The sequence below is a fragment of the Kribbella qitaiheensis genome, assembly GCF_014217565.1.
In the GTDB taxonomy this organism is placed as follows: domain Bacteria; phylum Actinomycetota; class Actinomycetes; order Propionibacteriales; family Kribbellaceae; genus Kribbella; species Kribbella qitaiheensis_A.
In genome coordinates this window covers 4,410,749-4,432,823 of record NZ_CP043661.1, presented here as the reverse complement: position 1 = coordinate 4,432,823, position 22,075 = coordinate 4,410,749, and the positions used below count along the sequence as shown (strand labels likewise).

At 68.8% G+C, this 22,075-nt stretch carries 22 protein-coding genes and 1 pseudogene; 10 read left to right on the top strand and 13 right to left on the bottom strand.

The features are described from left to right. Positions 1-77: 77 nt before the first annotated feature. The gene (locus tag F1D05_RS20905; protein ID WP_185441843.1) at positions 78-1,232 is read right to left on the bottom strand and encodes an FAD-dependent oxidoreductase; all 1,155 of its coding nucleotides are present in this window, start codon (positions 1,230-1,232) and stop codon (positions 78-80) included. A gap of 104 nt (positions 1,233-1,336) precedes the next feature. On the opposite strand from F1D05_RS20905, the gene F1D05_RS20900 reads away from it, so the two are divergent. From F1D05_RS20900 to F1D05_RS20890, 3 genes are all read left to right on the top strand, one after another. Then, positions 1,337-2,050, top strand: a complete 714-nt coding sequence (locus F1D05_RS20900; RefSeq protein WP_246485819.1) for a TetR family transcriptional regulator — start codon at positions 1,337-1,339, stop codon at positions 2,048-2,050. An 86-nt stretch (positions 2,051-2,136) separates the two neighbouring features. Further along, positions 2,137-2,487 carry a YciI family protein gene (locus F1D05_RS20895; RefSeq protein ID WP_185441842.1) on the top strand — a complete coding sequence of 117 codons (351 nt, stop codon included), beginning with the start codon at positions 2,137-2,139 and terminating at the stop codon, positions 2,485-2,487. A gap of 1 nt (position 2,488) precedes the next feature. Then, positions 2,489-3,730 (top strand): RNA polymerase sigma factor, encoded by a 1,242-nt coding sequence (locus F1D05_RS20890; RefSeq protein WP_185441841.1) that lies wholly within the window; start codon positions 2,489-2,491, stop codon positions 3,728-3,730. On the opposite strand, the gene F1D05_RS20885 is transcribed toward F1D05_RS20890, so the two are convergent. Next, complete coding sequence (locus F1D05_RS20885) at positions 3,727-4,461, bottom strand: rhomboid family intramembrane serine protease (RefSeq protein ID WP_185441840.1); 735 nt, start codon at positions 4,459-4,461, stop codon at positions 3,727-3,729. The two genes, F1D05_RS20890 and F1D05_RS20885, sit on opposite strands and share 4 nt — an antisense overlap. Before the next feature lie 64 nt (positions 4,462-4,525). Further along, positions 4,526-5,068: a peptidylprolyl isomerase gene (locus F1D05_RS20880; RefSeq protein ID WP_185441839.1), complete on the bottom strand. Its 543-nt coding sequence runs from the start codon at positions 5,066-5,068 to the stop codon at positions 4,526-4,528. Between the two features lie 261 nt (positions 5,069-5,329). Between F1D05_RS20880 and F1D05_RS20875 the strand changes: the two genes are divergently transcribed. Next, positions 5,330-6,082 (top strand): DUF5324 family protein, encoded by a 753-nt coding sequence (locus tag F1D05_RS20875; protein ID WP_185441838.1) that lies wholly within the window; start codon positions 5,330-5,332, stop codon positions 6,080-6,082. 67 nt (positions 6,083-6,149) lie between these two features. Here the strand turns inward: F1D05_RS20875 and F1D05_RS20870 are convergent, their stop codons facing one another. After that, entirely contained in the window at positions 6,150-6,500 is a 351-nt protein-coding gene (locus tag F1D05_RS20870; RefSeq protein ID WP_185441837.1) for a hypothetical protein, read from the bottom strand. A 113-nt stretch (positions 6,501-6,613) separates the two neighbouring features. Then, a complete protein-coding gene (locus tag F1D05_RS20865; protein ID WP_185441836.1) occupies positions 6,614-7,093 on the bottom strand; it encodes a methylated-DNA--[protein]-cysteine S-methyltransferase in 480 nt (159 codons plus the stop codon). A 229-nt stretch (positions 7,094-7,322) separates the two neighbouring features. Here F1D05_RS20865 and F1D05_RS20860 point away from each other — a divergent pair, with 229 nt between their 5' ends. From F1D05_RS20860 to F1D05_RS20850, 3 genes are all read left to right on the top strand, one after another. Continuing rightward, complete coding sequence (locus F1D05_RS20860) at positions 7,323-8,120, top strand: DUF4328 domain-containing protein (protein WP_246485818.1); 798 nt, start codon at positions 7,323-7,325, stop codon at positions 8,118-8,120. A gap of 219 nt (positions 8,121-8,339) precedes the next feature. After that, complete coding sequence (locus tag F1D05_RS20855) at positions 8,340-10,319, top strand: DUF4328 domain-containing protein (protein ID WP_185441835.1); 1,980 nt, start codon at positions 8,340-8,342, stop codon at positions 10,317-10,319. Then, positions 10,316-11,104 carry a sugar phosphate isomerase/epimerase family protein gene (locus F1D05_RS20850; protein WP_185441834.1) on the top strand — a complete coding sequence of 263 codons (789 nt, stop codon included), beginning with the start codon at positions 10,316-10,318 and terminating at the stop codon, positions 11,102-11,104. Before F1D05_RS20855 ends, F1D05_RS20850 begins: the two co-directional genes overlap by 4 nt. Before the next feature lie 268 nt (positions 11,105-11,372). Here F1D05_RS20850 and F1D05_RS20845 read toward each other — a convergent pair whose 3' ends face one another. The 4 genes and pseudogenes from F1D05_RS20845 to F1D05_RS40550 all read right to left on the bottom strand — a co-directional run. Beyond that, a complete protein-coding gene (locus F1D05_RS20845; protein ID WP_185441833.1) occupies positions 11,373-12,410 on the bottom strand; it encodes an S-adenosylmethionine:tRNA ribosyltransferase-isomerase in 1,038 nt (345 codons plus the stop codon). Continuing rightward, positions 12,407-13,126 carry an SDR family NAD(P)-dependent oxidoreductase gene (locus tag F1D05_RS20840; protein ID WP_185441832.1) on the bottom strand — a complete coding sequence of 240 codons (720 nt, stop codon included), beginning with the start codon at positions 13,124-13,126 and terminating at the stop codon, positions 12,407-12,409. The genes F1D05_RS20845 and F1D05_RS20840 overlap by 4 nt, the downstream gene beginning before the upstream one ends. 202 nt (positions 13,127-13,328) lie before the next feature. Beyond that, complete coding sequence (locus F1D05_RS40555; protein ID WP_343066493.1) at positions 13,329-13,634, bottom strand: discoidin domain-containing protein; 306 nt, start codon at positions 13,632-13,634, stop codon at positions 13,329-13,331. Then, a pseudogene (locus F1D05_RS40550) lies at positions 13,619-15,538 on the bottom strand (glycosyl hydrolase family 28-related protein); the annotation flags it as partial. The gene F1D05_RS40555 and the pseudogene F1D05_RS40550, both read right to left, overlap by 16 nt. Before the next feature lie 211 nt (positions 15,539-15,749). Between F1D05_RS40550 and F1D05_RS20830 the strand changes: the two are divergent. After that, a complete protein-coding gene (locus tag F1D05_RS20830) occupies positions 15,750-15,866 on the top strand; it encodes a LuxR C-terminal-related transcriptional regulator (protein WP_185441831.1) in 117 nt (38 codons plus the stop codon). 14 nt (positions 15,867-15,880) lie between these two features. Here F1D05_RS20830 and F1D05_RS20825 read toward each other — a convergent pair whose 3' ends face one another. After that, positions 15,881-17,479: an FAD-binding oxidoreductase gene (locus F1D05_RS20825; protein ID WP_185441830.1), complete on the bottom strand. Its 1,599-nt coding sequence runs from the start codon at positions 17,477-17,479 to the stop codon at positions 15,881-15,883. Between the two features lie 117 nt (positions 17,480-17,596). Here F1D05_RS20825 and F1D05_RS20820 point away from each other — a divergent pair, with 117 nt between their 5' ends. After that, on the top strand, positions 17,597-18,238 hold the full coding sequence (locus F1D05_RS20820) for a TetR/AcrR family transcriptional regulator (RefSeq protein WP_185449286.1): 642 nt from the start codon (positions 17,597-17,599) through the stop codon (positions 18,236-18,238). Further along, a complete protein-coding gene (locus F1D05_RS20815) occupies positions 18,235-19,791 on the top strand; it encodes a glycerol-3-phosphate dehydrogenase/oxidase (RefSeq protein ID WP_185441829.1) in 1,557 nt (518 codons plus the stop codon). Before F1D05_RS20820 ends, F1D05_RS20815 begins: the two co-directional genes overlap by 4 nt. On the opposite strand, the gene F1D05_RS20810 is transcribed toward F1D05_RS20815, so the two are convergent. The 3 genes from F1D05_RS20810 to F1D05_RS20800 all read right to left on the bottom strand — a co-directional run bounded on the left by F1D05_RS20810 (position 19,772) and on the right by F1D05_RS20800 (position 22,072). Continuing rightward, the gene (locus F1D05_RS20810; RefSeq protein WP_185441828.1) at positions 19,772-20,029 is read right to left on the bottom strand and encodes a hypothetical protein; all 258 of its coding nucleotides are present in this window, start codon (positions 20,027-20,029) and stop codon (positions 19,772-19,774) included. The genes F1D05_RS20815 and F1D05_RS20810 overlap by 20 nt on opposite strands. A gap of 21 nt (positions 20,030-20,050) precedes the next feature. Next, positions 20,051-21,202, bottom strand: a complete 1,152-nt coding sequence (locus F1D05_RS20805) for a DUF4328 domain-containing protein (RefSeq protein ID WP_185441827.1) — start codon at positions 21,200-21,202, stop codon at positions 20,051-20,053. Between the two features lie 108 nt (positions 21,203-21,310). Then, complete coding sequence (locus F1D05_RS20800; protein WP_185441826.1) at positions 21,311-22,072, bottom strand: protein phosphatase 2C domain-containing protein; 762 nt, start codon at positions 22,070-22,072, stop codon at positions 21,311-21,313. Between the last annotated feature and the right edge of the window lie 3 nt (positions 22,073-22,075).

Genomic DNA, 22,075 nt, shown 5'->3' with positions numbered 1-22,075 from the left:
AACAGTGCGGGGAATCAGTCGCTGGCCCCAGCAGTCGGCTCAGCAGTCGGCTCTGCAGTCCGCCTGAGCAGTCGGCTTCAGCGGTGACCGATGGCGGAGAGTTGCTCGGCAAGGGTGCGGCGGAAGGCGGGAAGGTAGGAGAGCAGGCGAAGCCCCGCGTTCCGTGCCGGACGGACCGCGGCCGGCGCGGTGGCGAGCCGGGTCAGGCGGTGAGCCAGCGAGACGACCCGAAGAGCCTCGGCGCGACTGTCGGTCGCGTAGGCCTCCAGTTGATCCTCGTTCCCACTGTCGAGCGCTTCGGCCAGCGCATCGCCCAGGGTCACTGCATCGCGTAGTCCGAGGTTCATCCCCTGACCGCCGGCTGGGCTGTGCGTGTGAGCCGCATCGCCGGCCAGCACGATCCGCTGGTCCCGGTAGCGATCCGCCACCCGCTCGTGGATCCGGAACCTTGATCCCCAGATCACCTCGGTCACCCGGGCCGTCGTCTGCTGCGGACCACGTGCGTTGAGAAGCCGCTGCGCGTACGCCACATCCGGGTGCTCCGGCGCGTCATCCACCTCGGCGACCAGGCGGAAGGATCCGTCGGGCAGGGGAGCAGCCACGAGCATGCCGGGCCGCGAGAAGTAGAGCAGTACCTCGTCCGCCGGCAAGCCGCTCTCGACCCGGACATCGGCGAGGGTGAAGTTCAGCGGCAGCACGTCCTTGCCGTCGTACCCGAGACCGGCGAGATCGCGGATCCGGCTGTTCATCCCGTCCGCGGCCACGACGTACTGCGCCTTGATCACCTCGCCGCTCTCCAGCGTGACCTCCGCACCGTCGGGAGTCTGGCGGACGCCGGCCGCGACGTACGGGCGGTGGACCGTGCCGCCCAGCTCCTCTAGGCGTTCGAGCAGGACCTGCTCGGTGTTGTTCTGCGGAATCATCAGCACATACGGGTAGTCGGTCGGTAGGTGGTCGAACCGGACCGGGACCAGGGTGCGGTCGCCGTCGGCGATGTTGAACTGCTCGACGTGCCGGCCGAGCTCGGTCAGCCGCTTCGCGACGCCGATCCGCTCCAGCATCTCCAGCGTGCGCGGGTGCACGACCGAGGCGCGCGAGGTGTTCGCGCCGGCCGCCTGCCGGTCGATGACGGTGACCTCGCGGCCGTGTCCCGCGAGTGAGGTCGCGACCGCCAGCCCGACCGGCCCCGCGCCCACCACCAGCACCTCGGTCCGTTCCGGGATTCCGTTCATTGTTCCGGCTCCTTTAGGTCAACACTTGTTGGCCAACGCTTGTTGACTTCGACTGTAGGCAGCTTCGCTAGCGAAGTCAACACTTGTTGACCTACGGTGGCTCCATGACGGAAAGAGCGCAGGCCGCCCAGCAGGCAGAGCCGGCAGACGAGGCGGCCGCGGAGACGGCCGCGATGGCGCAGCCGGAGCAGGCGGGGGGCGGCGTACGGCGGTCGGATCGGACCAGGGCGGGGATCTTGGCGGCGGCGCGGGAGCGGTTCGCGGCGGACGGGTACGAGCGGGCGACGATCCGGGCGATCGCGGCCGACGCGGCGATCGACCCGGCAATGGTGATGCGCTACTTCGGCAACAAGGAGAAACTCTTCGCGGCGGCCGCCGAGTTCGACCTGCGGCTGCCCGACCTCGCCTCGCTGCCGCCGGAGCAGCGCGGGGCAGCGTTGACGAACCACTTCCTGGACCGCTGGGAGGACGACGAGTCCCTCAAGGCGCTACTCCGGGCCAGCGTCACCAACGAGGTCGCCGCCGACCGGATGCGCCTGCTGTTCGCCGAGCAACTCGGCCCGCTGATCGCCCGCCTGGCTACCCCGATCGGCGCCGACACCGCGGCGGCCGGCGCCGCGGGAGCCGGCGCCGCGGGAGCCAGCGCCGCGGGAGGCGACTCCGTCGCCACGCGGGCCGGGCTTGTTGCCACTCAGGCGCTGGGCTTTGCTCTCTGCCGTTATGTCCTGAAGTTGCAGCCGGTGGCCGCACTCACCCGAGCTGAAGCTGTCGCCTGGCTCGGCCCGACAATCACCCGCTACCTCACCGGCACGCGCTGAGCGGCAACTGACTCCGCCGACTGTCGATTCCGCGGCCGCGCCGTTCGTCGTCAAGGTGAGAAGAGTCCCCCCGAAAGGAACCGACCATGGCACGGTATCTGCTGCTCATCCACGACAACGAGGCCTACTACGACACGGCCGGCGCCGACGAACGGCAAGCACTCGACGAAGGGCATGAGGTCTTCGCCCGCGAGCACAAGGACATCATCGTCGAGGGCGGCCATCTGCAGGCATCGACGACGGCGACCGTCGTACGGCAGGACGGCAAGGGCGATTTCCTGCTCACCGACGGGCCTTACGCCGAGACCAAGGAGGCTCTCGGCGGGTACTACGTGATCGACGTCGCGACTCTGGACCAGGCGCTGGCCGTCGCGAAACGGCTGCCGTTCTTCGGTGAGGTCGGGGACGCCGCGGTCGAAGTACGGCCGATGCACTGAGATGCGGGAAGACCTGACCGTCGCCGAGGCCGTCGCGCTCGCGCATCGCCAGGAGTGGGCCTTCGTGCTCGCGGCGACGGCTCGGGTCACCCGCGATCTGGACCTGGCCGAGGAGTGTGTTCAGGACGCTTACGCCAAAGCGCTCACGACCTGGACCGAGACCGGGGTGCCCGCGCGGCCGGGCGCCTGGCTGACCACGACCGCGAGGAACCGGGCCATCGATCTGATCCGGCGCGAGGCGTTCTTCCGGACGGCGCTACCGCTGCTGGCCGACGAGGAGACCACCAGCGGACCGGCGGACGGCGAAGACATCGCCGACGAGCGGTTGCGGCTCATCTTCACCTGCTGCCACCCGGCGCTGGCTCCCGAGGCTCAAGTGGCACTCACGCTGCGGCTGGTCTGCGGGCTGACCACCGCGCAGATCGCGCGGGCGTTCCTGGTGACCGAATCCACCATGGCCGCCAGGATCACCCGGGCGAAGAAGAAGATCGCGGTCGCGCGGATCCCCTACCGGATCCCGGACGCGGAGGACCTGTCCGACCGCATCGAGATGGTCCTGACCGTGGTGGACCTGCTGTTCACGACCGGGCATGTCGCCCCGAACGGCCCTGACCTGATGAACACCGAACTGATCTCGAGGGCTGTCGACCTGGCCCGGATGCTTGTCGAACTGCTTCCTGGCGACGAGGAGGTCGCGGGTCTCCTGGCGCTCCTGCTGCTCACCGATGCCCGCCGGGCGGCGCGACTCGGCTCGTCCGGCGCAGCCGTCCTGCTGCCCGACCAAGACCGCGGCCTGTGGGACCAAGCGGCCATCCGGGAAGGGCAGAGCCTCGTCCGCCGGGCATTGCGACGACGGCCGCCCGGGCAGTTCGCAGTACGGGCGGCCATCGCAGCCGTCCACTCCGAGTCGCCGTCGTGGGGAGCCACGGACTGGGACGAGATCGTCGGCCTGTACGACGTACTGATCGCGCGCCGGCCCTCACCGGTCGCGGCGCTGAACCGCGCGGTCGCCAGCGGATTCGCGGGCGGCCCCGAGGCGGGACTGGCCGCGCTGGACAGGCTGGCCACCGAACCTCAGCTAGCCACCTACCCGTACGCCGCTGTCGCCCGCGGCGAGTTCCTCCACCGGCTCGGCCGCCGGGAGGAGGCCAGAGCCGCCTTCGAGGAAGCACTTACCTTCACCGAGAACAAGGCCGAACGCGACTCGCTCCGACAGCGCCTGGCCGAGCTCGGCGAGGGCTAGGGCGTGTTCTGGCGGCGCTTGGTCTCCTGGAGGAAGAGCCAGGCTACGGCCGCGCCGGTCACGAAGCCGCCGAGGTGGCCTTCCCAGGAGATGTTCGGGACGAGGAACGAGAGCACCGCGGTGATCGCCACGTAGCCGATGATCCAGGTGACGTCGAGGCCGCGGGCCTTGCTGATCACCAGCAGGGCGCCGACCAGGCCGAGCACCGCACCGGAGGCTCCGAGCGTCGCGCTGCCGGGGGCGCCGAGCACCCAGACGGCGACGCCGCCGCCGAGCGCGGACAGCAGGTAGAGGATGGCGAACCGGACCCGGCCGAGCATCTGCTCGAGCATCGGGCCGAGCTGCCACAGCATGAAGAGGTTCGAGAAGATGTGGAAGATCTGTACGTGCGTGAATGCCGACGTGAGCAGTCGCCACGGCTCGGAGTCCACCAGCACCGGAACGAGCACCAGGTCGTTGACGAGCCGTGGGCTGCCGGACCGGACTGCGATGAAGACCAGCACGTTCAGCGCCAGCATGGTGATGGTGACGACCTGCGAGTTACCGCGCTGGATGCCGCCGAGCGATGTCCGGGTCCGGGGGATCGACTTGACTCCCTCGTTGAAGCAGGACGGGCACTGGAAGCCGACGGCCGCGCTGTTCATGCAGGACGGGCAGATCGGCTTGTCACAGCGCTGGCATCGCACCCCGGCGGGCCGATCCGGGTGCCGGTAGCAGACGGTCTCGGTCACGCCGTGGTCCTCCACAGTCGAGAAAAGGACGGACCGGCCGCCGGAGCGGCCGGTCCGCGGTGGATCAGACGGTCTTGCGCTCGATCTTGACGCTGTTGATCACGATCGGCTCGATCGGACGGTCGCCCGGCGCGGTCTTCGCGGTGGCGATCGCGTCGATGATCTTCTTCGAGTCGTCGTCGGCGACCTCGCCGAAGATGGTGTGCTTGCGGTTCAGGTGCGGGGTCGGGACCACCGTCACGAAGAACTGCGAGCCGTTGGTGCCGCGGCCGAACTGGATGCCCGCGTTCGCCATCGCCAGCAGGTACGGGCGGTCGAACTGCAGCTCCGGGTGGATCTCGTCGTCGAACGAGTAGCCCGGCGAGCCGGTGCCGGTGCCCAGCGGGCAGCCGCCCTGGATCATGAAGCCGTCGATCACGCGGTGGAAGCCGAGGCCGTCGTAGAAGCGCTCATGGCTGGGCTGACCCGTCTGCGGGTCGGTCCACTCCTTGGTGCCCTCGGCCAGGCCGACGAAGTTCTGCACCGTCTTCGGGGCGTGATCGGGGAACAGCTTGATGACGACATCGCCCTTCGTCGTCTCCAGCGTCGCGAACAGTTCTTCGGCCACGAGATACTCCTCATCGGTTACGGCTTACGGCATCGATCCTGTCATGCGACTCCAACCGGACCCGCATCGACCGGCCGGGCAGCGGTTTCCGCACCGGTGGTCACGCTCAGGGACCGGTCCGGGTCGCCCGGAGGCGTTTATCGGCTGGGTACGACGTACGATGCAGACGAAGCCGGAAATGTCCAGAGCCGTACCAGGTCGTCCATGTCGCCGATGGGCCAGTACTCAGGCGCCAGCGACGGGCGCCGCCGAGGAGGAACCGTGGGTTTGTTGAAGTCCAAGGGCCGGGTCGAGTCCGCCAAGGACAAGGTCCGGCCGTTCGCCGAATCGGCATCGCAACGAGTCGGACCGGCCGTTGGGACCGCACGGGAGAAGGTGTCGCCGTACGCGGAGAAGGCAGTCGAGCGCGGCGCGACCCTTGCGCACGCCGCGGTGGAGAAGGCCGGCCCGGTGATCGACGATGCATTGAGCAAGGTCGGCCCGGCCACCGAGCACGCGGCCGAGAGGGCTCGCGAGCGGTTCAACGACGACGTACTACCGAAGGTGACCGCCGCACTGGCGACGCTGGCAGCCGCCGCCGAGCCGGTCGTCGAGGAGACCTCACGTCGGGGCAAGGCCACCAAGGCCGCGCTCAGGGGTGAGATCGACGTGCCGAAGAAGAGCCACAAGCTCCGCAAGGTGGTGCTGTTCCTCGGCTTCGGGGCACTCGCCGCGGCAGCCGTGAAGAAGCTGCTCACCCCGCCGGAGCCGGCCTGGCAGTCGACCCCGACCAGCGGTCGCGACTACAGCTCCGCACCCGCCGGTACTACGCCGCGTCACGCCGCGGACAAGCCCGCCGAGCAAGCGGCCCAGCCGGACGTCGCGGCGTCCAACGGCAAGACCGAGGCGAAGGCCGACGAGAAGCCGGCCGACGACAACGCCGACACCTCGGCCCCGAACGGAACCGCCAAGAAGGCGACCGGCACTCAGCGCCGGTCGACCGGCACGAACAGCTCCAAGCCGTCCGAGTCCTGAGCCTTACCGACCGCAACGGCGAAGGCCGCGACCCCCTCGGGGATCGCGGCCTTCGTCTTTACCAGGCTCAGTTGTACTCAGGACCCCGGTGCTCCGACGGCTCGTCGGCGTCTTCCTCGGTGTCGGCCGGGGTCCGGGTGGTGGTGATCCGGCCTGCGGACAGCAGTTGCGTCGCGTAGCGATGGGTGATGCACGGATAGGTCCCGCCGCACTCGCGGCAGACGGCGTCGTTGCGGTGCAGCCAGGGGAGGACGCCGAAGTGTTTGATCCAGGTCAACGGCTCCCGATCGGGCGCATGCAACTGCAGGGCCGAGCGGGCAGCGCTCTGGATCTCCGGGGCGGACCACTCCTCGGCACTCTTGTCCATCAGATCGCTCAGATCGGGGTTGGGCGACGAGCTCTCTGGGGTCTGGGTCATCTCATTCGTCTCCGGGGACAGGGGTCGGAGCGGCGGGGGCAGAACGTAGTACAGGCGTTACCGGTGGTGATGCTAGACCTCGATCGGATCACCCCGGAAACGAGGGACTGCTACTAACCCCAGAGCGTTTCGAAACTGACCCGGGCCTCGAGTTCGAGCAGGTGGCGTTTGCGCGGGATCCCGCCGCCGAAACCGACCATCTTGCCGCCGGCACCGACCACCCGGTGGCACGGCACGATGACCGCGATCGGGTTGCGATTGCAGGCCACTCCGACCGCCCGGGCGGCGCCGGCGTCCCCGACCACCTTGGCGACCTCGCCGTACGTCTGCATCTCGCCGTACGGGATCCGGCGTAGCTGCGCCCAGACGGCGCGCTCGAAGTCGGACCCACCGGGCACCGACAGCGGCACCGAGAACTCGGTCAGCTCGCCGGCGAAGTACGCCTTGAGCTCCTCCTGGGCCCGCAGCAGCACCGGGTCGCGGACGATGCCCGGCTCGACCTCGGCCGTCCCCATCCGCAGCCGGCACAACCCGACGTCGTCCACAGCCAGGGACAGGTCACCGATGGGCGAATCGATCACGGACCAGCGCATGGGTCGTCCTCTCTGCCTCGACACCCCCGATTCTGCCCCTCGGCACCGACAGTTTTCACCGGTCGCAGCACGGGGCACAGTTCTTCCCCGACCAGGCGGCGCGCCATCAACACGCATGGTTCTCGCCCGATTACGCCCGGTTGTGCTATTCCTGTTTCCCCGCCGTACAACGGCGGATATCGTCCGGTCGCTTCATCCCTGGCGCCGGGCCTGGCGACGAGGGGTGCACGTGACCGGTCCGTCGGCCTACGAGCCGAACCCGTACGGCGTACCGGCGTACTCCGAGCGTGTGCCGGCGGGCGCACAGCAGGCGCCGAAGCCGCCACCGCTGGATCGCTGGTTCACCTCCGAGCAGGCAATGGGCCTCAGTGCCTCGATCCTGATCGGCGTCGACACGGTCGCGAGCTGGGCGTCGGCTTGGTCCGACTGGCACTCGTACGGCGCTCTGAAGGCGTTTCCGGACGACGACGGGAAACTCGCCCAGGCCGATCTGATCTCCGGCTCGTCGGGCATCGTCTCCGCGCTGGCGCTGTTCGCGGCGGCGGTGGTGTTCATCGTCTGGCTCTGGCGGGTGCGCTGGAACGCGGAGATGTTCTGCCGCGGGGAGCACCGGCTGACCAGGGGCTGGGTGCTGGGCAGCTGGATCTGTCCGGTGGTGAACCTCTGGTACCCGAAATGGGTGGTCGACGACATCGTCGCGGCCAGCGATCCGCGGACACCGCCGCAGACCAACCTCCTGCGCGGTATCCCCGGCACCCGGCTGGTCTGGGCCTGGTGGATCACCTGGGTGATCGGGCTGGTGCTCGGCAACGTGGCGCAGCGCAGCACGCTGGACGGCGCCGCAGAGCTCGGCGGGCTACGGACGAACGCAGTACTGTCCAGCATCTCGGCTGTCGCCACGACCGCCGCTGCCGTCCTCGTGATGGTGCTGATCCAGCGCGTCAACGAGCTCCAGATCCGGCGTCCGTGGACGCCCTGGTGGGCCGCCGACCAGGCTCAACCGCCGTTCGGATCGTCCGCTCGCTGAAGGCCGCGGCCGCAAACAGATCGTCACGGACCGTTCAATCGCTCGTTACATGTCGTGATGGGCCTACGAAAAGAACTCGTTAAGTCGATACCCTCCGTGCTGACACCGACTCCACACGGGTACTTACTTCGTGGTATCAATGTGGCTCGGTCACGCGGGGGCAGGATTCGATCGAGACGCCGAACAGACGGAGTTCCAGCAACGCGAGGGACGCGAGACGTGAGCCACCCGCAACCAGCAGCGCTGTCCGCTGCCGAAGAGCCCCAAGTGTGGCAACCGCACGCCGCCGAAGAGTTCCAGCAGGTCGACAAGGTCGGCAAGATCGCCGTCGGTCTGCTCGGCGCTTCGACAGTGACCCATCTGCTCTCGACCTGGTCCGACTGGAACACCTACGGGGTGGTTCACACCTACTTGGGTGGCGGCCCCAACGTCGATGACGCGGACCTGAACCGCGCCGACGCGATCGCCAAGATCACCGCGTACCCGAACGTGCTCATCTCCGTCGCCGCCGCCGTGGTCTTCGTGATCTGGCTCTGGCGCGCGCGGGTCAACTCCGAGGTGCTCTGCCAGGCCGACCACCGGCGCAGCCACGGCTGGGTGCTGGCGAGCTGGTTCTGCCCCGGACCGAACCTGTTCTACCCCAAGCAGATCGTCGACGACGTCTGGCTGGCCAGCGATCCGGCGACGCCCGTGTACGCCGACGACCTGCGCCGGCTCAGGAAGCCCCTCCTCACCAAGGTGTGGTGGTGCACCTGGGTCGGCGCACTCGCGTTCGACGTGGTGATCCGCCGCCTCCTGATGTGGATGGACGCCACCGTCGGCTCGCTCCGCGGCATCGCGCTGGCCGGTACGGCGTCGCTGATCCTGACCGTCGCCTCCGCGGTCGCCGCCACCTTCGTGATCCGCAAGATCAACAGCATGCAGACCAGCCGCGAGTGGGTGCCGTGGTGGGACCAGCGCGAGCCGAAGCTGACCGCCGTCCCGACGTACGCCGACGACGACACCTCGGAGCAGATGGCGATCAGCGAGCCGATCGCGGTCGCACCCACCCTGCGCCTGGAGCGTCAGCCCGAGCCGGTCATGCAGCTGGCCGGCGGTGGCGCCGAGGAAGCTCCTCCGCAGTGGAGCCCGTTCGCCCCGGTCGCCGAGAGCTGGCAGCAGCAGGCTCCCGCGAATCCGCACTACCGCCCGGTCGAGTCGTGGGGCGACGACACCGGCACGCTGACCAGCCCGGTCGAGGAAGCCACCCCGTCGTACCAGCCGACCGCGGCCGGTGTGGAGAGCCCGAGCTGGGCGAGCCCTGCCGGCCAGTACTCGACCACCTCGAACGACGACCTGCTGTCGGCCCCGCTGCCGAGCTGGCAGGCCGAGACGGTCGCACCGCCGCCGCTGTCCCTGGTGGACACCTCGTACGCCTCGACGTCGTACGAGATCAGCGAGCCGTCCTGGTCCACCTCGTACTCCGAGCCGTACTCCTACGAGACCTCGGCCTCCGACTACCTGCCGCCGTCGGAGCCGATCGCCGCTCCCGAGCCGGAGCCCGCGCCCGCGCCTGTTGCGCGCGCCGGTCGCCGGGCCGCTCGGGTGGCGGTGGACAGCCCTTCGACCATCGGTCTCGGCCAGGACGACGACTACCTGACCCCGTCGAAGCCGCTGCCGACCGTCCCGTCGTACGGGCCTGAGCCGTCGTACACGCCGGAGCCTGCTTACACGCCGGAGACCAGCTACACCCCGGAGCCCGCTTACACGCCCGAGACGACGTACAACGCGTACGAAGCCCCGGCCGCCTCCTCGAGCTACGAGTCCTCGTCGTACAGCACCGACTACACGTCCTACGACTACCCGGCACCGGCAGAGACCACCTACACCGCTCCGGAGCCGACCTACCCGGCGTACGACTCCTACACGCCGGCTGCGCCCGTCGAGCCGACGTACGATGGCTACAGCCCGTCGTACGACTCGTACTCGCAGAATTCCTACGGCAGCACGGAGTACGGCACCGAGAGCTACGACTCGTCGTACAGCCCGAACTACACCCCCGAGTCGTACACCGCTCCGGATAGCACCTACACGCCGGAGCAGCCCGCTACCGAGTACCAGCAGCAGACGCCGTACTCCTACGAGCCGGCCGAGCCGCCGGCCGCGGACGACGCCGAGAACACCGCTCCCCGCACCGTCCCCCGCCGACGCTGGGTATGACCGACCTCGCCTTCTCCACCCTCGGGTGTGCGGGCGCACCGCTCGACCGGGTCCTTGAGCTTGCCAAAGGCAACAATATTGGCGGCCTCGAACTCCGGGCCGCGGACGACGAGTTCACCCACGTCGGCCTGACCGCGGCCGAGCGTCGGACACTCCGGTCCCGGATCGAGGACGCCGGGCTGGAGATCCTCGCGATCAACAGCTACGTGCGGCTCTGCGCGGTCGAGGAGCAACCCCTCGATGCGCATCTCGAACTCGCCGCCGACCTGGGCGCCCGCGGCGTCCGCGTCTTCCCGGGCGACGATCCGGCCGGTGCCGACCCGGCCGGTACTGCGGAGGGCCCGACCCCCGGCGAGTACCGGGCCCTCGATCGGGTCACCACCGCAGCCAAGGACGTGCACATCTTCCTGGAGACGCACGACTCGCACTCGGCCGGCAGCAGGATGGCCGCGTTGTGCAGGCTGCTCGACACCGAGACGCCCGGCCACAACGCGAAGGTGATCTGGGACAGCGCCCACACCTGGAGCCATGGCGAGACCCCGGCCCAGGCTCTCGACCTGCTCAGGCCGTGGATCGACTTCGTCCAGATCAAGGACAGCGACTCCACCCAGGACTACAAACCGGTCTCGATCGGCACCGGCGACTACCCGATCGGCCGGCTCCTGCAGGCTTTGGGCGACACCGACTATTGGCTCTCCCTCGAGTGGGAGCTGAAGTGGCATCCCGACCTGCCGCCCCTCGACGAGGCCCTGCCGGCCACCTGGAGCTGGATCTCCGCCGGCTGAAAGTCCCTTGCGCGTTGACCATCAAGGGTTGAACTATTCGGGCCTAGGCCACAATACGGCTTCAGTTCCGCACCGATGCATGACGTTGGGCACTGTTGATTCGTCAAACCCGGTGACGTCCCGACGGGGGACCGACAGGTGAAGGACTCGCAATGACGCATGCCCTGAGCTGTGCCCTGACCCCAGCAGTTGCCAGGTGGTGGCTGCGGTGAGCCCGCGCGCGGTGGACAAACGAGCCCGCCCCGGCAACGAAGGGCCGCCCACCGAGCTACCGGTCGCGAAGCAGCAGGGAGACGTCGCCGAACTCGTGCCAGAGGTAGCTGCGTTCGAGGGCGGCGTCGTAGGCGAGCTGGACGACCTCACCACCGACAACTGACTCCAGCAACAGCAGGTGCGACGCCTCCGGGGCGTGCATGCCGGTGACGAGACCGTCGACCACCCGGGCCGGGTGGTCCGGGCCTAGCACCAGGTCGGTCCAGCCACTGGCAGCAGCGACCGAGCCGTCCGTGCGGGCGGCCGACTCGATCGCCCGCACGGCCGTGGTTCCGACAGCGATCACGCGACCGCCGTTCGCCTTTACCCAGTTCACCAGGCGAGCGGTGTGCTCCGGTACGTCGTACCGCTCGGGCAGCGGCGGCTCGTGACTCTCCTGCGAGGAAACGCCGCAGTGCAAGAGGATCGGCGCGATCAGTACGCCGGCCGCGGCGAGGTGACTCACCAACTCGAAGCTGAACGGCCTTGCTGCGCTGGGCATCTCCGCGCTTCCCGGCTCGCGGGCGAACACGGTCTGATAGAGCGCGAGCGGCCAGCGCTTTCCGACGTACTTGTAGGTGATCGGCCGCCCGTGCCGACCGAGGTAGCCGACCACGTCCGGGGCAGGTGGTCGCGCTCGCCACAGGCGGTTCTGGTCGACCTCGTACGGCGCCAGCAGAGTGAGCACACCCTCCGGAAGCTCGACGCGATCGCCGGAAGCCCCACCGAACAAGGGCGAATCGCCGTTCCGCAGCTCCACCACCCAGGTGCCGTCGTCGAGCGCCGTGGAGAAATGCACGGTCACCGGAGCAACACCTGAGCCGGTGATCCAGGTGCCGTCGACGGCTGCCGGCAACGTGCCGGAGGTGTTGACCAGCAAGAGATCTCCGGCCCGCAAGTGATCGCCGAGCCGGTCGAAGCGCGTGTGCGTGATGGCCGCCCCCTCCGCGACCAGCAGCTTCACCTGGTCCCTCGCCAGGCCGCGCGCCTCGGGCGGTTCGGCCGCGTTCAGCGCGTCCGGCAAGGTGAATCGCGTCCGTGGATGAACTTTCACGAGGCCACCGCCGGCGCGAACTCCGCTGCCCGGTACCGCCCGCTCGCCGGCCGGGAATCGAGCAACTGCAGGAAGGCCGGTACTACGGTCGCCGGCTCGGGCCGGTCCGAGATGTCTTCGCCTGGGAACGCGGCCTGGTGCATCGCAGTACGGAGGTCGCCTGGATCCACCGCGTACACGACGATGTCGAGGTGCTCGGCGGCCAGCACGCGACTCGCGTGATCCAGCGCCGCCTTGGCCGAGCCGTAGCCGCCCCAGCCCTCGTACGCCTCCACAGCGGCGTCGGAGCTGATGTTGATGACGGTGCCGGCAGCTCTGGTCAGCTCCGGGATCAATGCCTGGGTCAACGCGACCGGCGCGATCACGTCGACCTCGTAGACGCGGCGAAGCTGGTCGAGATCCGCCGCCGCCAACGGCTGCAACGGACTGGGCCCGAGGTAGCTCGCGTTGTTCACCAGCAGGTCGAGCCGGCCGAGTTCGCCGACGGCGTCGACCAGGTCGGCCCGGTGTTCGGCATCGGTCACGTCACCGGCGAGCGGAACCACGTCGGTCCGGTCGGCCAACGCGTCGGCGGCGTCTTTCAGCAGATCCGCGCCGCGCGCGTCGATGATCAACGCCCAGCCGCGATCGGCCAGCCCATGGGCCAACGCCAGCCCCAGCCCGGCAGAGGCGCCGGTGATCAGTGCAACAGGACGAGTCGAAGAATGAGGAGTCATGCCGACAACCCTCATACCTCAAGCAAGCTAGAGGTCAAGAGCTACCGGCAGATCGCGGGCCGGAGGTCCGCACCCGCCCGTGCGAACCCCCGGTGATTCAGTAGAGCAGAGGTGGGGTCGGTCGGGGGGACTCCCTCCGCGTGGTGTCGCCGCCGAGCGGAACGGCCGGACCGGGCAGCGGCCCGGCCGTTCCGATCGGGGATCAGGAGCTGTAGACCTCGTACTCCGAGAGCTGACCCGCGGGCCAGCCTGTGTTGCCGGTGAAGGTGAGCCGGACGTACCGCGTGTTCACCGCGGCCGGGAGCGTGATCGTGGCGGTGTTGCCGGAGCCCGGATCGAAGTTGCGCCCCGCGGCTCCCGCCAACTGGCTGTACGACGACCCGTCGGTGCTACCCAGTACGGCGATGGTCTGCGTCCGCGCGCCCCAGGCCGAACTCGGGGAAGTTTCAGCACCAGTCGCTTGACGCTCTGGCTGCTGCCGAGGTCGACGGTGAGCGACTGGGGCCACGAGTTGTTGGCGCTCTCCCAGTAGCTGTTGGCATTCCCGTCAACGGTGTTCCCCGCGACGTACGACTGCACTGAGCTGGTCGCCGTCGCCGGTCGTCCGGCCGCGAGGTTCCCCGCCGGCGGGTTGGGATCGCTACCACCACCGCTGCCCGGCTCGACCCAGTTGCAGCCGCTCCAGGTGGAATCCCAACCGCTGTTGCCGCTGCCGCGATTCAGGGCGAACGTGCCGCCCGGGTAGGCGCAGTTGTAGACGCCGGCCCGGCCGACGCCACTCGCGGCGACGTTGCTGATCGACGCGGAGCCGGTCGTCTCGGCCTGGAAGGCGAAGGTGCCCGCACCCTCGATCGAGCCACCGTCCACAGTCACGTTCTGTACTGCGCGCCCGGCGCCGCCGTCGTCGACGAACTGGTACGCCGACCAGGGGCTGGCCACCAACCGGTTGTTGGTGAACCGGACCGACGCGTTGATCGCGGTGTCGTACGCATCCACCCGGATCGCACCGTGCGGGTGGTTCTGGCCCCAGTTCGGGTTCATCGCGCCGGTCCGGAGCAAGGTGTTGCCGGAGACCGTGATGGTGCCCGCGAGCGGGTAGAACGGCGAACCGAACGACTGGTTCGAGATCGCGATGCCGCCACCGAGCGCGTTCGTGTCGGCCACCAGGTTGTCCCGCACGGTCAGGTCGGTGCCGCCGTAGATCGCGATGCCGTTGGCCAGGTTCGGCTGCACGATCGTGTTGTTGGCGAAGGTGCTGTTCCGGTTGGCCGCGTGCAGTGACCACATCGCGAGGGCGTCGTCGCCCTGGTTGCGGAGGAAGTTGTTCCGCACCTGCACGTTGTACGCGGTGCCGTTCAGGTTCAGGCCGTCCGCGGTCATGTCGTAGAACCGGTTGTTCTCGACCACCAGGTTGTCGTTGTTGCCGGTCAGCCACATCCCGACCTTGAGGTGCTGCAGCCACAGACCGGAGACGATCGAGTTCGGGCCGAGGCTGCCGTTGACGAAGTTGTCGGGGGACTCGTCGTGCCGCTCGGTCACCTCGCCGATCACCGCGAAGTCGTAGAGCTTCACGCTGCCGCCGCCGTTCGGGCGGTCGATCAGGTGACTGCTCAGCAGGGTCGAGTACCAGCGCCCGGCGCCGCGGATCGTGACGCCGTCCGGATTGATCGTGCCGCCGACCTTGAACCGGCCGGACGGGATCCACACGGTTCCACCAGAACCGCGGGCACCGTCGATCGCGCTCTGGATCGCGCCGGTCGAGTCGTTGTTGCCGTTCGGGTCCGCACCGCGGTCGGTGATCGAGATCGAGCCACCAGGCTGGCCGGCCGCACCGGCCACATTCTCGAACTCGACGTCGTCGATCGTGTACGGCCCGGCGGTGTTCTCGCCGTCCACCTGCAGCTTGATCTTCGCGCCCGCGTTGACCGTCTGGCCGAGTTGCAGGCGGGCATGGTCGTAGAGCTTGTGCGTTCGTGAGCCGACGATCCAGCCGGTGTCGACATAGCTGTATTTCGCCGTCACCGCTAGGGACTGCGAGAGCTTCTGGCCGTTCACGTAGACCGACAGGGTGCCGGTCCGGCCATCCGGAACGGAGTACGCGACGTTGATCGCGTTGGTCGTGGCGGGCGCGGTGAACTCGACGTACTGGCCGCCGTTGAGTGTGACCGCCTGCCGATTCGAGGCCTCGGCGGCGAGGGTGCCCTGCGCGTAGCTCGGGCCGATCTTGCTGCCGTTGGTGGCGGAGTTCTCCGCCTCGATGATGGTGAACGGCAGCGAGGCGCCGACGGCCTGAAGCGCCGGAGCGGCCAGCGGTGGGGACAGGGCTGGGGACTGGAGTGCGGCGGCTGACAGACCGGTTCCGGCGAGCGCCGTACCGGTTGCGACCGCCAGGAATGCGGCCAAACGAGGCATAGCCATCTGAACTGCACCTTCCTCGGGGCGGAGGACCGGCGAACGCGACGCGTTCACCGGCCGAGGGGCAAGATGCGCCACACCTTAAGGAAGGAGTTAACTTTCCGCAATAGTTCGACTGCTTTACGCAACTTATCAACAGCTGTTGATACCACTGTGGACAGAGGTCCACCCCGGCCCCGTCACTGGCCGACGAGGCCCACCTCCTGCGGTGTCGGCCGCCGCCCAGCTGTTCATCAGCCACCGAACCGTCGAACACCACCTCCGCAACATCTTCGCCCGCCTGGAGGTCCGCTCCCGAGTCGAACTCACCCGGCTACTCGGCTGACCCGGTTTCTGGTGTCAGGCAGGAGATCCGTCCTCGCGTTGCGGTGAGATCAGGATGCCGGGGTTGAGGATGCTGTTGGGGTCGAGCACGTGCTTGACCGCCTGCAGCGCCTCAATGGCGAGCGGGCCGACCTCGGCGGCGTACGCGGTGCTGTGGTCGGTGCCTACGCCGTGGTGGTGGGTGATGGTGGCGCCTGCGGCGGCGATCGCTGTGTTGGCGGCGGATTTTGCCTGCTGCCATTGGCCGATCGGGTCGTCGGTCTGTGCGCAGAGCACGGTGAAGTAGAGCGAGGCGCCGGTCTCGTAGACGTGGGAGACGTGACAGAGGACGATCGGCGGCGTGCCTTGCCCGGTGAGCGCGGTCACCAGCGCTTCGGTGACCTGCGCCTTCAAGGCCGGAAGGGCTGACCAGAAGCCGGCGGTCTCCAGCGTCTCGACCAGCGCGCCCTCGTCGAGCAAGGGATCACGCAGGTACGGCGCGCGGTAGCGGCCTTCCCGCCAGGTCTCACCCGGCCCTTCGCCGAGCGCCTCGCCACCGGCCGCGGCAAGAACGTCCGCCACCTCAGTACGGCGTACTGCGGTGTGCTCGCCCTCGAAACCGACGATCGCCAGCACGCCGCCGGAGCCGCCGCCGAGGACGTTGGGATCGGCGAGGTTGATGGCCGTTTCCGCCTCGTCGGACAACCGCAGTACGGTCGGCAGCGGACCGTCCTGCGCGAGCCGGCGGATCGCGGCGAGGCCCTGATCGAAAGACTCGAACCGCCAGCCCTCGAAGGACCGCTCGACCGGACGTGGGCGGATCCTCAGCACGACCGAGGTGATGATGCCAAGGGTGCCTTCGGATCCGAGCATGAGCTGACGCAGATCCGGGCCGGCCGCGGACATCGGCGCGCGGCCGAGCCGGATCGTGCCGCGCGGGGTCGCCATCGTCAGACCGACGACCATCTGGTCGAAGCGCCCGTAGCCGGCCGACGACTGGCCGCTCGACCGCGTCGCCGCATAGCCGCCGATGCTGGCGCCTTCGTAGGACTGTGGGAAATGACCGAGGGTGTAGCCGCGGTCGGCGAGCAACGCCTCGGCGGCCGTACCGCGGACGCCGGCCTCGATCGTCGCCGTCCGGGAGATCTCGTCGATCTCCACCAGCCGGTCGAGTCTGCGAAGGTCGACGGCGATGAAAGCCGTTCCTTGTGGCGCGAGACCGCCGACGACCGAAGTGCCACCGGCATACGGGACCACAACGAGGCGACGCTCCGAACAAACCGTCAGGAGAGCCTGTACGTCGTCATGTGAGCCTGGGTAGACCACAGCCGCAGGCATATCGGTCGTGTCGCCGGCACGGTGTCGCAGTAGGTCAGGGGTCGAGTAGCCGCGGGTGTGGCCCCAGCGGGTCTCCAGGTCCGTCTTCACGTGCTCGGCGCCGAGGAGCTTCTCCAGGAGTTCCATCGCCTCGCCGGCAAGACCCGGGCGGTCGGCGGGATCGGCGGGATCGGCAGGCCGGCATACGCCCAGGTGCTTGAGCGCTTCGAGCGCGGCGGCCGGAAGAGCGACTGTCCGGGCGGGGTCGCCCCAGCGGCCGGGCGTGAGTTGCGCCACCGGCAGGTCGGACTCGGTCATCACATACTCCCCATCGGTCGGCTTGGGAGGTAGCGTCTCGCGGGAACAAGACCCCTGACTCCGGCTCCCGCGAGACCATTCCCGGACGCCAGAGTCGCTGATACACTCTGACGTGTGATGTCTCAGCGTATCAGCGATACCGACAATGGATCCAGCACCCCGGAACCCACCGGTTCGACCCGGCCCGCTCCCGCGAACGCGATCGGCGAGGAGCGGATCCTGGACGCGGCGTACGAACTGCTGCTGGCGATCGGGATGCGGCGGATGACGATGGCGGACATCGCCCGGCATGCCGAGGTGTCCCGCGCGACGCTGTACCGGCGCTGGCCGAACGTGCAGGCGGTGGTGGCCGCGCTGATGACGCGGGAGTGGACCACGGCGCTGATGTCGGCGTTCCAGCCCGACGCGGTGGACGGCCGCGCCCGGCTGGTCGAGGGCGTGGTCGAGGTGGTCGCGAAGACCCGGACCCATCCGTTGATGCGCAAGATCATCGAGCTCGACCCTGAGTTCCTCACGCCGTACCTGCTGGAGCGGCGTGGCAGCAGTACGGTCGCCCACCTCGCGCTGGTCGAGGCCGGCATCCGGGCCGGTCAGGAGGACGGTTCGATCCGGGCCGGCGATTCCGACTGGCTGTCGCGGCAGATCATCCTGGTGTCGCTGGCATCGGCCGTGTCCGGTCCGGTGCTCGCCGAAGCAGCTGAGTACCCGAAGCTCGACGAGGAGCTGCGGGCGATGCTGACGAGGTATCTGGAGCCATGATCTCGGTCGGCAATGCCAGCCTGAACGCGGCCCGGCGGACCCGCGAGCTCGACTGGCTGGACACCACCGGCCAGGTCGACGTGCTGGTCATCGGTGGCGGCGTGACGGGTGTCGGTGTTGCCCTCGACGCGGCTGCTCGCGGGTTGACCGTCGCCCTGGTGGAGAAGCACGATCTGGCCTTCGGGACCAGTCGCTGGAGTTCGAAGCTCGTCCACGGCGGCTTGCGGTACCTGGCTTCCGGGCATGTCGGCATCGCTTACGAGAGCGCGGTCGAGCGCGGGATCTTGATGAAGACGACAGCTCCGCATCTGGTTCATCCGATTCCGCAGGTCGCGCCATGGTTGCCGCAGGCAAGGTTCATGCAGGCGGCGATGCTCCGCGGGGCCTTCCTCGGCGGTGATGTGCTGCGCACCTTCGCGCACACGAGCGACGACTACCTGCCACACTCGCGCCGGGTCAGTTCGGCCGAGATCCTCCGCTACGCGCCGACCTTGCGCCCGCACGGCTTACGCGGCGGCTTCCTCACCTGGGACGGGCAGCTGTACGACGATGCGCGGCTGGTCGTCGCGATCGCGCGCACCGCCGCGCAGTACGGCGCTCGTGTGCTGACCCGCTGCGCGGCTGAAGAGGTGACCGGACGCGGCGCCGTGGTGGTCGACCAACTGTCGGGGCGGCGGATCGACGTCGATGCCTCGCTGGTGATCAACGCGACCGGGATCTGGGCGGATCAAGTTGCCTCCGGCATCAAACTCCGGCCGAGTCGCGGCGCCCACCTGGTGCTGCCGCAGTCCGCCTTCGGTGGTCTGTCCGCGGTGCTGACTGTGCCGGTGCCGGGGGAGTTGCGCCGCGTGGTGATGGCGATTCCCGCGCCGGACGGGCGGGTCTACGTCGGACTGACCGACGAGGAGGCGCCGGGCCCGGTCAGCGACGTGCCGGTGGCGACCGACGCCGAGATCGACTTCCTCCTGAACACGATCAGTTCGGCCGTCCAGGTGCCGCTGACCAGATCCGATCTACTCGGCACGTACGCCGGGCTGCGTCCACTGCTGGACCTGGGACATCACCGGGGTGAACACAAGACCGCGGACATCTCCCGGCGGCATGCGGTGATCACGGGTACGGACGGGCTCGTCACGATCGTGGGCGGCAAGCTCACGACGTACCGGCGAATGGCTCAGGACGCGCTCGACGCCGGGCTGGCCGGCAGCACCCGGCTGACGGCCCGGCGGCCGTGTCTGACCCATCGGATCCCGCTCGTCGGTGCCGCCGATCGGGTCACGCTCGCCGCCGTACGAGCCCCGGCGCGCTTCGTCCACCGCTACGGCGTCGAGGCGACCGCCGTAATCGCCGGCGACCCCTCGCTGCTGGAGCCCGTTGCACCTGGGTTGGCCACGACGCACGCGGAGTTCCAGTTCGCAGTACGGCATGAAGGAGCGCTGACGACGGACGACCTGCTCGATCGGCGTACCCGGCTCGGCCTGTCCGCGGCGGATCGGGCGCTCGCCCTCCCCGCCGCCGAAGCCGCGCTCCAGCTCAGCGCACAGTCAGGGTGAAACCAGCGGTCGCGATCCAGTCGATCTTGAGGCCGCTGTAGGTCGAACTCGGCACCAGGTACCGGAAGGTCTGAGTCCCGCGGGCTGTCGGCGTGTACGAGTAGGTCCCATCGCCGGACCGAACCGGCACACTGCTGTGGGTGACCCACGCGCTGCCGTTCCACCGCTGGATCGTGGCCGTGAGATTCGTGTACGGCCGGACCCTGATCACCGCGGTCGCTTTCTGCCCAAGCGTCACCGTCCGCAGTTTCTGCCCAGGTCAGTCGGAGCGCGGTTTGTAGTCTCCGAACTGCTCCTGCGGGTTTCCGTAGGACGGAAACGACTGCTGTCCTGGCTGACCGGTGGAACCCAGCAACGGCCGAGATCCGTACTGCGGCTGCCCGGGCGGGGCATAGCCCGGCGGCTGCTGACCGGTGGGGCCTGACGGCGCGGGCGGCGTGAGGGCGTCGGCCTGTGCCTGCTGCCAGCCTGTCACCCGGAACAGCAGCAGCGAACTCGTGACGGCAGCCACGATCAGGAAGACCGTGGCGACGGTGAATCCGATGTCGACCCCGAGCGCGACCCGGACCATGAAGGTCTGCAGGTCGTAGATGTCGACGTAGTCGCCGGTCGCCTCGGCGGCATCCGCGCTGTCGACCAGCCGGACCAGCCAGACGATGAAGCTGACGCCGGCGAATCCGCCGCCGCCGACCAGGATCACCCAGAACGCGGTCCAGGACGCCCACCAACTGAAGAGCAGCGGCCGGGCCTGCCTCGCGGCACCCGGCTCGTTCGGCGGCTCGCTGGCGGTGACGACATCCTGGACGACCTGCAGGGGATACCAGAACTGGACGATCGGGCAGAGCCAGCCGCCGACGGTCCAGCCCTGCGCGTGCCTGTGCGCACCACTGTGCGAGTTGTAACCGCCCTGGTAGCTCGCCGTGAAGCCTGGCCTGATCACCTCGGTGTTCTCCCGGGCCTGCCAGAGCCAGATGACGAACGCGATCCCGGTGCCGAGGAGAAGGTAGTTGGTCAGGTCCAGCAGCGGTCCGGTGTGCGCGATCCGCTCCGCACCACGCTGGTACTCGTCCTCGGACACCTGGAGGTAGATGAAGCGCTTGACGCCCGAGTACGACTTCCACAGCAGGATCGACTGGATCACGGCGGCCACCGAGGTCAGCCCCATCAGGACGACGCTCGCCTGCGCGGTCCGCCGCAACGACCGGTACTTCGGCCCCGTCTGCACGATCGGATAGCCGCCCGGATTAGGCGCTCCCGGGTATTGCCCCGCCTGCGGTCCGGGGTACTGCCCCTGAGGCCCGAAGTGCTGGCCGTCCTGAGGACGCGGGTATTGCGCCGGTGGACCCGCCGGCGGTCCCGGGTACGGCGACTGCGACGGCGGGCCGGAGTACGGCCCTTGGTACTGACTCACTTGTTCCCCACCTCCCCAGTCCCCTTACTCCACAAGTTATCGCAGCACCGGAGCGTGCCGGGGTTGTCCACAGGCCAATAGCCGCAGATTTCAACCGAGATCGAGAGGTCAGCTCAGCCGGCAGAGCACAGCGGTCGCGTCGTCATGCCGCTTCCCCCGAAAGCTCCCCGCCACCGCCACCGCGTCGTACTCGCGAACCCGATCGATCAACCCCTGCGGTCCATCCGCGGCAAGCACGTCGACCAACTCGTCCCAGCTGTGCCCATACCGCTCGGCGTACCGGGATGCGCCATCGGTCAGCACCGCGGCCACCTCAACCACCGCGCGGTCCGTAGTACCGGCCACTGCTTCGTACGCCGCCTTGGGCGCCGTGCTCGCCACCCAGAACCCACCAGGCTGATTCCGTAGCCGCCGTACTGCATCGAATGTGTACTCCGGCAGCAGGTCGACCCGGTTGTCCGCCAGCACCGTCACCTGGCGCTCCGGGGACCGCAGCACGATCGGCGAATCGGCCAGCACCAGGTGCTCGACCTGATCCGGTCCGACGCGCAGCATCGACACCGTCGAGGACGGGCTGTCCGCATTGGTCAGATCGCAGGTGCCCGCGTGCTCCGCACAGACCGCCGCGATCGCGTCAGCCAGCAGGTCCGCCAGTGGCGTCGTCGACCTCGCCAGCAGGGGCAGGACCAAGTGCGTGCCAAGCCGCTCGACCAGCCACGGGACGTCGTGCCGGCAGCCCGAATCGAGCTGAGGCGGCGCCGTCGCCCCGTCGAGCACGACCACGAAGTCCTGTCCGGTCAGGACCAGATCCTCGTTGACGGACGACGACAGCCGATCCGGCGCGGGTTGGCAGGCTGAGCGGATCTCCACCCG